Annotated in this window: 11 protein-coding genes; all 11 read right to left on the bottom strand. The window is 42.5% G+C overall.

The genetic code is table 11. The annotated features are described in order from the left end of the window. Positions 1-20 precede the first annotated feature (20 nt). A complete protein-coding gene (locus tag MKP07_RS10405; RefSeq protein WP_240847138.1) occupies positions 21-1,244 on the bottom strand; it encodes a glycoside hydrolase family 3 N-terminal domain-containing protein in 1,224 nt (407 codons plus the stop codon). A gap of 202 nt (positions 1,245-1,446) precedes the next feature. Beyond that, the gene (locus MKP07_RS10400) at positions 1,447-2,004 is read right to left on the bottom strand and encodes an REP-associated tyrosine transposase (RefSeq protein WP_240847137.1); all 558 of its coding nucleotides are present in this window, start codon (positions 2,002-2,004) and stop codon (positions 1,447-1,449) included. Between the two features lie 164 nt (positions 2,005-2,168). Next, positions 2,169-2,294, bottom strand: coding sequence for a hypothetical protein (locus tag MKP07_RS38295; RefSeq protein ID WP_262919249.1), 126 nt, complete (start codon positions 2,292-2,294; stop codon positions 2,169-2,171). 178 nt (positions 2,295-2,472) lie between these two features. Next, a complete protein-coding gene (locus MKP07_RS10395) occupies positions 2,473-3,987 on the bottom strand; it encodes a family 43 glycosylhydrolase (protein ID WP_240847136.1) in 1,515 nt (504 codons plus the stop codon). A gap of 5 nt (positions 3,988-3,992) precedes the next feature. After that, a complete protein-coding gene (locus MKP07_RS10390; protein ID WP_240847135.1) occupies positions 3,993-4,772 on the bottom strand; it encodes a glucoamylase family protein in 780 nt (259 codons plus the stop codon). Beyond that, positions 4,769-5,263 (bottom strand): DUF3131 domain-containing protein, encoded by a 495-nt coding sequence (locus MKP07_RS10385; RefSeq protein WP_240847134.1) that lies wholly within the window; start codon positions 5,261-5,263, stop codon positions 4,769-4,771. Before MKP07_RS10385 ends, MKP07_RS10390 begins: the two co-directional genes overlap by 4 nt. After that, positions 5,247-5,918 (bottom strand): glucoamylase family protein, encoded by a 672-nt coding sequence (locus MKP07_RS10380; protein WP_240850756.1) that lies wholly within the window; start codon positions 5,916-5,918, stop codon positions 5,247-5,249. The genes MKP07_RS10385 and MKP07_RS10380 overlap by 17 nt, the downstream gene beginning before the upstream one ends. An 881-nt stretch (positions 5,919-6,799) precedes the next feature. After that, entirely contained in the window at positions 6,800-8,299 is a 1,500-nt protein-coding gene (locus MKP07_RS10375; protein ID WP_240847133.1) for a DUF4886 domain-containing protein, read from the bottom strand. Between the two features lie 25 nt (positions 8,300-8,324). Continuing rightward, the gene (locus tag MKP07_RS10370) at positions 8,325-9,653 is read right to left on the bottom strand and encodes a RagB/SusD family nutrient uptake outer membrane protein (protein ID WP_240847132.1); all 1,329 of its coding nucleotides are present in this window, start codon (positions 9,651-9,653) and stop codon (positions 8,325-8,327) included. 29 nt (positions 9,654-9,682) lie between these two features. After that, entirely contained in the window at positions 9,683-9,856 is a 174-nt protein-coding gene (locus tag MKP07_RS10365; RefSeq protein ID WP_240847131.1) for a hypothetical protein, read from the bottom strand. 10 nt (positions 9,857-9,866) lie between these two features. Continuing rightward, the gene (locus MKP07_RS10360) at positions 9,867-13,175 is read right to left on the bottom strand and encodes a TonB-dependent receptor (protein ID WP_240847130.1); all 3,309 of its coding nucleotides are present in this window, start codon (positions 13,173-13,175) and stop codon (positions 9,867-9,869) included. Positions 13,176-13,244 lie beyond the last annotated feature (69 nt).

Here is a 13,244-nt window from a genome sequence, read left to right as displayed (position 1 = left end):
AGCATCGGCCAGTGGACCAATTAAAGCAATCTTTCCTGCTTTTTTAAAGGCAGTACATTATTTTGATTTTTCAAAAGCACGAAGCTTTCAGCAGCGATCTGCCGGGCTACTTTCCGGTTAGCATCTGTAAAAATTTCATTTTTCGCGCGGGTTGCATCGCAGTATTTATAAGGATCTTTAAATAAGCCCAGTTTATATTTTGCTTCCAACATACGGCGGCAAGCCAGGTCAATTTCTGCTGCCGTCACCTTCTTTTCTGCTAAAGATTTTTTGAGTGTCTTTAAGAAACCTTCCCCTACCATATCCATGTCCACGCCGGCTTTCAAAGCAAGCGCCGATACAGCTTGCAGATCCCCCATGCCATGATCTACCATTTCATTGATGCCGGTATAGTCCGTTACGACAAACCCCTTAAAACCCCATTGCTTGCGCAATACATCGGTCAGCAACCATTTATTACCTGTTGCAGGAATACCGTCAATTTCATTAAAAGAAGCCATAACACTTACTACCCCCGCATCCACAGCCGCTTTATAAGGAGGGAAATATTCATTATACATCCGGATACGGCTCATGTCCACCGTATTATAATCCCTGCCCGCCTCGCCGGCGCCGTATAAGGCATAATGTTTTACACAGGCCAGTATATTGCTATTGGACTTTAAATCTCCCTGGTATCCTTTTACCATAGCCTTCGCTATCTGCGATCCCAGAAAAGGATCTTCTCCATTGCCCTCTGAAACCCTTCCCCAACGCGGATCGCGTGAGATGTCTACCATCGGGCTAAAGGTCCAACCAATACCATCGGCACTGGCCTCGATGGCCGCAATACGGGCCGATTGTTCTACCGCTTTCATATCCCAGGTACAGGATAAACCCAGCGGAATGGGGAATGTGGTTTCATAGCCGTGAATCACATCCATACCAAACAGCATGGGAATTTTCATGCGGCTTTCCTCTACCGCTACTTTTTGAATGGCTTTGATCTTTTCTACGCCCTTAATATTAAAGAGCCCGCCAACCAATCCCTTTTTCACATTTACACCGATATCAGAATTGGTAGCTGTACCCGTAGTAAATTCACCGGCACTGGGTAAATTCAATTGACCAATTTTCTCATCGAGTGTCATCTTGCTCATCAGGCTGTTGATGTAACTGCTCATAGCTGCATCACCAACCTGGGCGCCAGCTATGCCCACCAAAACGAAAAGAAAAACAACTGACAATAACGCATTCTTTATCATATAGCAAATTTTAATTTTTATATTTCAGGCTGATGTATATACAACAGCAGCAATCCCTATTCGAGGCGTCCTCGCCTCGAATCATTATGTAGTCGGCTCCTGGCGACATATACTAAGCAAAAAAACTATTTTCATGCGTCCCTTTCCTTATTCTTTTGTCGCCCGCCTGATATAAGTCGGGTAGGCCTCCTCGCAACAAACTTCAAAATAAATAATCTATTTCCATAATACCTTTCCCGTTTACATAATTAGAAGCGCTACTGTATATATAATCACCTGGCTCTTTCACCCAACCTGTCCTGACCGGATTTTCATGTATATAATTTAGTTTAACTCTAAGAAACTGTTCCGATGTAATTTCTTCCGGATGGTTATCATTAGTCCATATTTTATAATCCTTGTTTTGATTGGTTCCTTTCGCATAATACTTAAACATATGCAAGAGCCAGTCTCTTCTGCTTTCTCCCATTTTATGGATGGCTTCGATAAAACGCTTTGTGCTGTAAGATTTAAAATCCCGGATGGTGTCGCTTAATTTCCCTGTTAAAGATTGCCAGATGACGTGTGCATGATTGCTCATTACCACAAATGCTCCCACCCTTAAACTCTTTTCTTTTTGACAATAGATCATATTTTTAACGAAAATATTCCTGTACAATTCCCGCGTAAAAAGATCGACCCACCCCTCCACCGTAAAAGTCATAAAATACAAGCCGCTCTGATCTCTTATTTTATAGCCATCTGCAAATTCGTAAGTCATAGTTTATGTTTTTCATATCGCCATGAGGCGATAACTTAAGGGTTTGAGGCGAGGACGCCTCAAACAGAAATCCCTCCTGCTATTTCAACTATTCGAGGCGCCCTCGAATCATTATGTTGTCCCCTGCCTGATATAAGTCACGCAGGCCTCCGGGCGAGAATAAGTTAATCCACCTTAATCACTTTACTTCTTTCACTCACCCCGTTTTCATTAACAGACTGTATACAATAATAATAGGACTTCTGAGAATCCATCGCCTTCATCCAGTATTCGTTATTACTATGTACCATAATACTGGTATATAATTTATCCGGATGTGTGCCGTAAAAATATTATAGGCAAATGCATTATCTACCGGGTTCCATTTTATGAAGGCACTACGTTTATCCTTCTCTGTCCTAAGCACTACAAAATCCTTTACAGCTACAGGCTTGGCTCCGTTTCCGTTTCCAAATATCCTAAATCCACTTAACGCAAATTTGCCCGTTGGCATGTGTATATTTTCCAGCTTGATATAACGCGCCTGTACTGACTTATCCAGCTGTACATATTCATGTGGAATGTCCGTCTTATTAGCGCGTTTGTCAACCAGGGTGTTCCATTTTTTCCGTTCACCGAATAATATAGTTTATACTGATGATACTGATCAGTAAACTTACCCAACCGATCGTCTGCTACATCCTGGTCTGCATAGTTGATTTGTATTGCGTTGACGGTGGAGGTATTGCCGAGGTCTGTTTGAAACCATTCTCCCTTACGATCTGTTTTAGCGCTCCAGTAGGTTTTCATCAATTCATCCACTGCATTATTAGGAACATAGCCGCCTAAGGTTGAGGATGCCTGCACCGGCTTATTGTAATTAAGCAACATCCAGCCCGTAAAATAAGGTGAAAGTCCATTTGCTCCATAGCCATCTTTTACAATTCCCGAGGGAATATAATGCGGATAGTCTCCGAAAGTTGTATTGCACCACATATTTCCATCGCTATCAAAACCGGTTGGCCATATACCCAGGCGACGTTCAAAGGTGTTCTTTACAGAAAGTACCGTAGTGGATACATGCCAGAAGCGGTTAAAGTTGTCTTCAAAAGTAGCTCCATGACCTGCTCCACGTACAAAGCCTCCTAACTTGATACTTAACGGATCAGACTGTGCTTCGAAAGGGCCGAGCGGACCGGACCCTATCAGTAAGCCATCAGCATAACCGCTGAATTCAGTACCAGGTGCTCCGTATTGCAGGTAATATTTCCCTTTATATTTTGTCATGTGGCTGCCTTCAATAAACGGATCTAAAAAGGTATTATCCATGTGCTCGCCAAAACGTTGCCAGCCAAAACGCCAGGGCTCCAGCAGGTACATTTCTTTTCTTGTCCCCTGCGGTTCCATTGTCTTCCTGTTCAACTCTACACCATACATGGGAAACTTATTGCTGCTACCATTATACATATACAATCGCTTGTCATCGTCCGTAAAAAATGAAGGATCCCAACCGCCGATGTCAAAAGAATCTACCAGGGGTTTCCATTCGTTAGCTTTGGGATTGGTGCTCATCCATATAGTAAAATTACGAGAATACGTAGATCCGAAAACCAGCATGGTATCTCCGATAATGCCTACTGCTGGTGCGCATAGCTCATCATAAATACCTGCGTTCCAGGGGCGCAAAAATTTCTTAGATATAAATTTCCAGTTCAACATATCGTTGCTCCACCAATAACCCCACTGATTAGTGCTGAACAAATAATAATCGCCCTTGTAATTAACGATCACGGGATCGGCTGTTGCCCGGTGCCTTCCCCAGGTACTAAAGTTGGGAATGGGAGTGTAGCCGTAATCAATGTTGATGGGATTACAATAAGTATTGGCTTTATTTGCATTCCCCTTCTGCGCATTAAGTGTTAAGCACAAAAAAGATGATAGTAGCAACACCGTTAAATGGAGCGTCGCAAATTTGCTGCTGTTTATTCTTAAAGCGGGTATCATAAAAACTATTTTGTTAGCCAGGGGCTTTTAAAGTTCAGCTTCAATAAACCGTTTTTTACATCAGGATCCTTCATAAACAGGTTCCAAAGCAAACCGGTCCGATAATTTTCTATCATTAAAATAGTGATGCCCTGGTTAATGGCCAGGTAAGAACCGGCATACCAGTTATGTGTTTGATTAAAGCTGTCGGTAAACCCATATTCCCCGAAAATCCTATCGCCTAATGATTCATAAAAATAACGCAACGCTGCCAGGGACTCTTTGGGTGTATAAGGCATGCTGGCCAGGGCAGCCGAACAACAAATAGTTCCATTATCATTTAGCGGAGACTGCTCATGGTATCTCTTTTTATAATCACAGGCAGAGAGACCCCAGCTTTCTTTGCCATACCCTTTGAAACCGCCAGGGTTATTTACACAGTACCGGTAATTGATCTTTACGTGCGCCAGGTTCTGTTTACCATAATCAGCGAAACCATCTTTTAAACCGCGTGGGTCTAACCCTGCAAAACCAAAGTGGGCAAAGAACAATGGACCACCAAAATCGGGTCCCAAAGGTAGTTTCACATCATAAAAAACCTGACCATTTTTCATATCGCCGTTTCGGGCCCAACCCTTATCATATACATTTTTAGAGATGGCATATTGGGGAGAAGCTGCGGCTAATATATAGGTGATCAGCGCTTCGTTATACCCTTCGATCTTCAGGTTCATTTTCCATCGATGTTCGGGGCTCCAATGCCAATATAAAACATCGCGCCCTCTCGTAAACCATTCCCAGTTCACCTGCTCCCACAACCGGGTAATTGCCTCGCGTATTCTTTTTCCTCTCCATCTCTCTTCGTAAAATACTGTCTCGCCGTTAGAAGTCCCTGGAACAGGAATGAAGTCTCTACTATGTCCGCTCCATTATCTTTTTTACTAAAAGCAATTGTTTTGCCTGTGCTTCCATCTATCCAGTGAGCAAAAGCACCATGGTATCGATCTGCTTGGGACAAAAAAGCAAGGATCTTACTTATGCGGGCAACCGCCTCCACTCTTGTTATCCATTTCCGTTCCACTGCTACTATAATGGCCATTACTCCAAAGCCCGAACCACCGGTGGTAACTACATTCTGATATACATCGCGGTTGCGCTCGCGCGCCATACCTGAGTGAGGCTCTGCAAACTCCCAGAAATAGCGGAACGTGCGTTGCTGCACCAGTTCCAGCAAAGCATCATCGCTTAACCGCTCTACCCGGCTTTTTTGTATTGTATTTTTACCGGTGGTACTCACTTGTAAAACCCAGTTTTTTTAAACCATTTTTCACTTCAGGACAACTCATAAAAAGATTCCACAACAAGCCTGTTCTGTAATTCTCTATCATCACAACAATCGGGCCCTGATCTATTGCCAGGTGTGATGTTGCATACCAGTTTTGCGTTTGGTTAAAGGCATCCGTAAAGCCATATTGACTCCATATCTTATCTCCGAGGTCCACATAGAAATGTCTCAGTGCCTTCATCGATTGCGCAGGCGAATAAGGAAATGCAGAAAGTGCGGCTGTAGGCGTTATGGTTCCATGATCGTTGGTTGGAGAATGCGCGTCGTATCCATTGTAAGTATCGCTGGCAGTGAGTCCCCAGCAGTTCTCCCCGTAACCTTTGAAAGCTTTGGGATTATCTACGCAATAGCTGTAATTGATCAATGTATGGTTTTGATTCTGCTCCCAGTAGTCTGCATAACGGTCTTTTAAACCTTTGGGAGAAAGTCCCAGAAAAGAGTAATGAGAGAAGAATAAAGGTCCGCCATAATCAAAACCCAGCGGTAAAGTGTAATTATAAAACTTTCGCTTATTAATAAAGAAATCGCTTTGTGCCCAGCCCCTGTGATAGATGGAAGCCGGAACCTGGTACTTTTCATTAGGGGTAGAGGCAGCCAACACATACATGATGAGGCATTCGTTAAATCCACGCACCGGGAAATCCATTGCCCAGCCATTATTAGGGCTCCAGTGCCAGTATAATACATTTTGCCCCCGTTGGTAAACCAGTTCCATTCTATGTCATTCCATAACCAGTTAATGCGGTTACGTAAATCGCGTTCAACATTATTGTTGCCATTAAAATATTGCCTGGCCGTTAAAAGGCCCTGGAACAAAAAAGAGGATTCAACAAGGTCGGCGCCATCGTCCTTCCTGCTAAAAGGAATGGTTTTACCCGTTGCCCCATCCAGCCAGTGAGGGAATACCCCGTGGTAGGCATCCGCTTTGGAAAGAAACTTTACCATTTTTAGCATAAACCGGGCTGCGGTATCCCGTTCAATCCATCCCCTGTTAACGCCTACGATCAGAGCCATAATACCAAAACCCGTTCCGCCTGTAGTAGTTACTTCGGGACCGTAGTTAAAAGAGATATTACTACGCTCACGGGCCAACCCGCTAACCGGGTGCGCAAAATCCCAGAAATAACGCAGGGTTTGCTTCTGCACCAGGTCTACCAGGGCCGAATCGGAAATGTTTTTATCGACCTTAACGGTGTAGGGTATTGCCGCCGGTTTTGTAGCAACTGTTTTTTGTGCAATTGCCAACGACGAAAATAGCAGGAAAAAAATCCCTGGATAAGGATCAATTTTGTTTTCATGAGAACTTTTTTAATTGAACAAAGCAATGCGAAAGCTATGTATATAATACCCGATAATTTCTTCAGAAGAACATAGCAACAACCGGATACAAATATGGTAAAAAACAGGCTATTTCTTATTAAATATAATCGCTTTCTAAAAAAGATAGCTGCAGTTTTTTGCAGCTATCTTGAAAACAAATCTGGTCTATTATTGTCCTTTTGTTATACGCATAGCGTTGAGGTAATAAAAACCACTACTGTTATTATTGTTTTCACCTGACGTAACAGTAATTACCACTTCACCCGCTGCAGTAGGAGTTATATTTTCGGCACAGACAACCTGGGTTTTATTATTAGATGTGTTTACTCTTACAACAGATTCATTAGCACCTGTTGTTGTAAATTTAGTTTCCCTATTATCGCTTGATGCAGACCTGGAGCCGAAATAGCAGAAATTGTATTTCAAATCTTTATTAAGACCCGTTATTTTCACCTTACTTTGAGCAACTATGATACCGTTGAATGCGCCTTTGGAGTTACCAAAAAATGATGTAGAAGAAACCGCATTGGACATATTAAAATCTGTTGTTGTTCCTGTTTCTCCTGCAGTGTTTTCTGCATTAAATCTTTCTGTGATAGTCAGACCAATGCCCGTATAATTATTCGTATTGTTCTTTAATGCCACTGAGGTTCCGGCATTAAAACTGGTAACGCCATTCCAGCCTGTTGGCGCAGCTGCTAATCCAAAATTAACAAAGATCGACCCGGTGAAATTACCATCACCCTGGAAAGCAACCATCTCGGTAACACCATCTGGTTTCTGATGCGCCAGGTGTGCCGCATTCTGACAAATAGATTTCTCAAAATCGGACAACTCTATTGGCTTATAGGCATTACCCACTACATTCTTTCCAAAAATAGATTCATACCAGGTGCATGCAGCCACATACCTTCCCATAGGAATGGTAAGATGATAGCCATCTCGACAAAAATTATCGCCAACTACACTGGTTCGGGCATTTTGTATGGCGGTTCCTGCAGGGACGATCATACTGGCTCCTATCAACGTCTTAGCCCTGCTATACGCATCTACGATAGCGCTATACATTGTAGCCTGGCTTTTGTTATAATTAGCAAATCCGTCGTGAGTGGAGTTCTGCGCATAAGCCCATGTTTGATGCAAAATATACTTTGTATTAGCGTTATTGCTATGTGCTTTCACATAATTGTAAAGCGTTGGCAATGACGCCTCGAAAGTATTGTACTGACCGCTGTTCTGACTTACCTGCTGAAAGCTTATATAATCCCATTTCTCATCAGCCAAAGCAGTGACAATGGATGCTTTTGTATAATTTCTACGTACACCGGCGGTGTCCACCTTTCTATATTCATATATAGAGGCATTGCTGTTGGCATTTTTTACATGCAGTTCCAGTGAGGCTCCTCCTATATATAAGTTACCAATGATAATTTTTTTACCATCGGCCTTAGCAAGATTATAGAGATGGGCCTCGATAGCATCTTCAGAAAAGCTATTGCCTACCGCAAGTACTTTAATAACATCAGTGCCGGTTTGGCCTGTATACTCTGCCTCAGGAACACTTTCAGGCAAATTATTCGGATTACCGTTTTTGGTGCAGGCAACAAACAGCAGCATCAGGGCTACCATGCCTGTACATAAACGAAGTATATTTTTCTTAAAATTCATAATCTTCTTTTTGACTTATTATTTACTAATACCCCGGATTTTGTTTTAAAACCTGTTTGCTCAGATCAATCTGCGTTTGCGGAATAGGCAGCAAAACATCTCTACTGGCAAGGAAATTAGTTTTACCAGCTGCATGTAATGCCTGTTGCGAAATTCCCCAGCGTACAATATCAAAAAAGCGCTCATGCTCCATTGCCAATTCAATTCTTCTTTCTTTCCAAACCGCTTCACGCATCAACCCCTGGTCGGTAATTACCAAATCCGGTAGTACAGTTGCTGCTGCCCCTCTTCTTGCACGCGCTCTCACCGAATTAACCGCAGTAAGGGCTGCGCCTGTATTGCCCAATTCATTCTGAGCTTCAGCGTACATCAATACAACATCGGCATAACGGAGTATACGAATATTCATCCACCAGCAACCACGACTAATAGAATTTCTGAGCGTAGGATTTCCCAGTACCTTATGATTATACTTCGGATTGGGCACCTGGCTTGGATACAGTGGCATCACTTCTCCAAACATGGAGGTATTTTGTTGGGTAGCAGTACTTGAATAAAGTATGGTTCTTGCTTTACGCGGATCTCCGGCCTCATATTGAGCTTCCAAAATATCGCTGGGCACATTCCATCCCCATCCATTGTTCCAGATGCCAGATCCACGAACTCCTTGCAAACTTGAGTACTGCGTACCCTGGGCCTCTCTTACGGTTGCATCTGCTGTAGCTTGCACTTCAAAAACAGATTCTTTGCTGTTTTCTCCCTGCTCGCTAAATATATCGCTGTAAAGAACAGAGAGATCATATATACCTGAACTCATAACAGCCTGGGCAGCAGCTGAGGCCTGTGCCCATTTCTTTTGCGTAAGATAAACTTTGGCTAGCATACCATAGGCAGCGCCTTTTGTAACCCGCCCAGCAAATTTAGATTTATCCCATTCTAAGGGCAGGTACTCAATAGCATAATTCAACTCATTCTCTATAAAAGCATAAATCTGTGCCGGTGTGCTTTGAGGTACTACCGGTTGGGTAGAAACATCGGCATAAATAGTATCTATAATAGGTACATTACCAAAAAGACGCACCAGCATAAAGTAGGCGTACCCCCTTATAAACCGCACTTCTGCTTTGGTCTGCAGCTTTACATCTTCTCCTGCCGTTATATTTTTCAAGGTGTCAATATTAGCAATTGCACTATTACATTTATTGATCAACCCGTAGTAGCCAGTCCAAAGAGAATTACAACGCCCATTAGTTGGCAACACCGGGAAGTTTTCCATCTGTGCAACGTCAGCACCGCCATCTGCTGGCGTGCTACCTTTATCTGCGTCGTCGCTCCTGATGCTGGTTGCATTCAAAAATCCATCTACATGTACATGATAACTTCTTAAATCGTTGTAAGCGCCAAATACATATTGATCATAAGGGCCCGAACCACCCGGATAAGGATAGTTATCAGCGGTGTAAGCCCCTGTCTTTCGGTTGTAAGAAATTTCTTACAACTCATGAGCGAAGTGATAAATACAAGTACAATTAGTATTTTATAATTAAATATCTTCATAGTCTTTTTATTAAAAAGTAAGATTAATACCTAAAGTGTAGGTGGAAGGAATCGGATAAACGCCGTTGTCAGCACCACCACCGGTAATGCTTCCTATCTGTGCTTCAGGAGTGTACCCTGTCGCCTTCGTCCATGTAACTACGTTTTGGCCGCTAACATAGATGCGTGCATTTTTGATGGAAGCTTTCTGTAATAGTGTCGAATTAAAGGAATAGCCCAATTGAACGGTACGTAGGCGGAAATAGTCTCCCGGCTCCAGGAAATAGCTACTGAACAGGTAATTATTTCCCCTGGTAGCATCCAGTATTGGTTCGATATTAGATGTGCCGGGACCGGTCCATGCATTCAGCCTGTTTACCTCATAATTTAATGTTGCGAAGTTGGATGTTCTACGCTGCGCATAAATTTTGTTGCCTGCAACGCCTTGTCCGTCTACCAACAGATCAAAGCCCTTATAGCCAACATTAAAGCTAAAGGCAAAACTGTAAGGTGGAAATGGTGTTCCCAGGTAGGTTCTATCCGCTGTAGTGACCGTATCATTGCCATTAATATCTGCATACCTGATATCACCCGGAAGAGCATTAGCAAAATAAGGACTATTCTGTATATGGGTAGGTGTTTGATAAATACCTTCCTGCCGATATCCATAAAAGTATCCTATCGATTTGCCGGTTTCGGTAAGATTGGCTCCACCGTTACCTATGATCTGGAAATTAATTTTGTCTCCTATAGAATTTACAATGTTTTTATTATAACTAAAGTTGCCGCTTACGCCATAACTAAACCCACTTTCGAAACGATCGCTCCAGCCAGCAGTGACTTCAACACCCTTGTTGGTAATTTTACCCAGGTTCTTAAACAATCTTCTTTGATCATTGGGAATTTCAAGGCTGGTTAAAATACCATCTGTAGTTCTGTCATAAAAATTAACCTCCATGTTGAACCGGTTATCAAACGCTTTCAGATCTAACCCTAAATCTATACCTCGCACCATTTCCCAACGCACATCAGGACTTAATAAATAGGCTGCCTGTATAGCAGTATATACATTATCTCCAAAAACAGCTGTGCTTGCATTACTAATACCTGGCTGGTATAAATTATCGGGAACGCCCTGCGAGTTTCCTAGCTTACCCCAAGCTCCCCGCAATTTCAGGAAATTGATTTTTTCCACAGATTTGAGAAAATCCTCCTCGCTTAACACCCATCCTAAACCAACACTTCCTGCCGTAGCCCACCTGTTAGAAGCTGCAAATTTTGAACTACCATCACGGCGCACTGTTGCATTCAGCAGGTATTTATTTTTAAAAGAATAACTTGCCCTGGCAAAAGCACCCACCAACGAATTCTTACCACCACTGCCTCCATACGTTCCAGGGTTAGCTACATTGATAATATTGATATACCAAAAATCCGGACTATTAGGGACATTGATGGTAGTATCTCTACGGTTTCCACTTAATTGCGTGTTATCGGTATAAACCGATGTAAATCCACCTACAGCACTAAACCTATGTCCTCCCCCTAAATTTTTGTCCCAGCTTAAAGTGTGATCTTGCTGAAAGCGCCTGTACTCATTCTGGCTTTGCGAAACACTGGTGAAAACCCTGTCGTCGTAAGCAGTATCAGATGGGCCATTTTCACCGAGGTTGATAAACCTGTAAGGTAATGGGCTATACGAACGGGCATTATTGAAGCCCATGTCACCATACACGATAGACTTCCAGGTGAAATCTTTCAAAAATTTGATCTCCGCAAAAAGACTTCCAACAAATCTATACCCCCGATTTAAAGAGGTACCATCACCCCTGTCAATAGCGGCTATTGGATTTCCGACCTGTGCCTTTTGAAACGAAGGCATGGCGTAGTAAAGGCCTGGACCTGCTTGTATAGGCACAATGGGCGCCGCCCATTGCGCATTGGTTACCGATGCTTCTGTAGGGTCTGCCTTCCAGTATGTTCCTGTAATCTCCCCACCTACTTTGATGTTTTTATTAACACGCAGTTCCTCTTTCAACCGGGCATTAAATCTTTCATAAGCTCCGTTTTTAACCACGCCTTCCTGCTTGGCGTAGCCAACATTTAAATAGGTAGTAGCTTTTTCACCATTGTTCGAAATACTTAAACTGTGATTGGTGAATATGGCATTTCTAAAAATTTCGTCCTGCCAATCTGTATTAGCGGTATACTTACTATAGTCAAATGGTTGAGCTCCCAAATTCGCAAGCTGTGCATTATATAGTTTTTTAAATCCTTCCGCATCAGTAACACCAATTTTATTTTGTACTTTATTAATCCCTACCGAACTAACCAGGTTAATCCTTGTTTGCCCGCGTGCTGCTACCTTAGTAGTAACTGCAATAACACCATTAGCGCCGGCGAGACCATAAATGGCTATGGAAGATGGGTCGCGTAAAACATCAATGCTCTCAATATCGCCAGGGTTTAAATAATCAATGTTATCCTGTATAATTCCATCTACCACGTAAATAGGATTGCTGTTATTGGTACTATTGACGCCTCTTATTCTCACAACCGGAGCAGCGCCAGGTGAACCAGAATTAGAAATAGTTAAACCGGCTACTTTACCTTGTAAAGAGCTGATCGGATTAGTATTAGGCATTCGCGCTATTTCCTCTCCACTTACAGAGGCAATAGCACCCGTTAAATCTCTTTTTCTTTGCGTTCCGTACCCTACCACTACCACCTGGTCTAATATAGCCTGTGATGCCAGTAAAACAATATCGACAGAAGTCGAACCATTCAGGCTACGTTCTACGGTTTCATAACCCACCCTGGAAAAAACCAGTATGCTATTGGCATCGGGAACGCTAATACTGAACTGTCCTTCGTTATTTGTAACAGTACCTATATCGGTATTCTTTACCTGTACCGAAACCCCTGAGAGCGGAGCACCGGAGCTATCGGTAACCTGGCCCGTTACTGTTACATCTTTCTTAGCCAAAGGGTCTTCCTTAATCACTACCAGGTTATTTTCCATTTTATGATAGGTCATATTGGTATGGAATAATAAAACAGGAAGTATTTCATCTATAGATGCATCTTTTACATTAACCGACGCCCGGGTTTTCAAATCCCTTAGATTGTTGTTGTACAAAAACCGGTAAGAAGACTGGCTTTCCAATGTGCGGAAAATTTCAGCAATCTCGGTTTTTTTAATTTTTAGCGAGATGCGGTGCTGACTAAAACCTGTTGCATTCAGGTTAAAAGTAAACAGCAATAACATCAGCATCAATTTCATGGCAAGTACAACTTTAGTTTTGTGCAGATAAGCAACATCTTTTTGCAAGCATTTCATTTCGATTGTTGATTTTTTGATTATTGCCCGTCGATCATTTCATTTGTGACAGGCATTACGATTAACTAT

The organism is Paraniabella hibiscisoli (genome assembly GCF_022512515.1).
Classification (GTDB): domain Bacteria; phylum Bacteroidota; class Bacteroidia; order Chitinophagales; family Chitinophagaceae; genus Niabella; species Niabella hibiscisoli.
Note: the sequence above shows the minus strand (reverse complement) of the source record. Positions and strands in the feature narration are given on the sequence as shown.

Bases quoted from the DNA above. Each gene is read 5' to 3' on its own strand.
- MKP07_RS10405 (WP_240847138.1), bottom strand. From the start codon at position 1,244: ATGATAAAGAATGCGTTATTGTCAGTTGTTTTTCTTTTCGTTTTGGTG.
- MKP07_RS10400 (WP_240847137.1), bottom strand. From the start codon at position 2,004: ATGACTTACGAATTTGCAGATGGCTATAAAATAAGAGATCAGAGCGGC.
- MKP07_RS38295 (WP_262919249.1), bottom strand. From the start codon at position 2,294: ATGGTACATAGTAATAACGAATACTGGATGAAGGCGATGGATTCTCAG.
- MKP07_RS10395 (WP_240847136.1), bottom strand. From the start codon at position 3,987: ATGATACCCGCTTTAAGAATAAACAGCAGCAAATTTGCGACGCTCCAT.
- MKP07_RS10380 (WP_240850756.1), bottom strand. From the start codon at position 5,918: ATGTATGTGTTGGCTGCCTCTACCCCTAATGAAAAGTACCAGGTTCCG.
- MKP07_RS10375 (WP_240847133.1), bottom strand. From the start codon at position 8,299: ATGAATTTTAAGAAAAATATACTTCGTTTATGTACAGGCATGGTAGCC.
- MKP07_RS10365 (WP_240847131.1), bottom strand. From the start codon at position 9,856: ATGAAGATATTTAATTATAAAATACTAATTGTACTTGTATTTATCACT.
- MKP07_RS10360 (WP_240847130.1), bottom strand. From the start codon at position 13,175: ATGAAATGCTTGCAAAAAGATGTTGCTTATCTGCACAAAACTAAAGTT.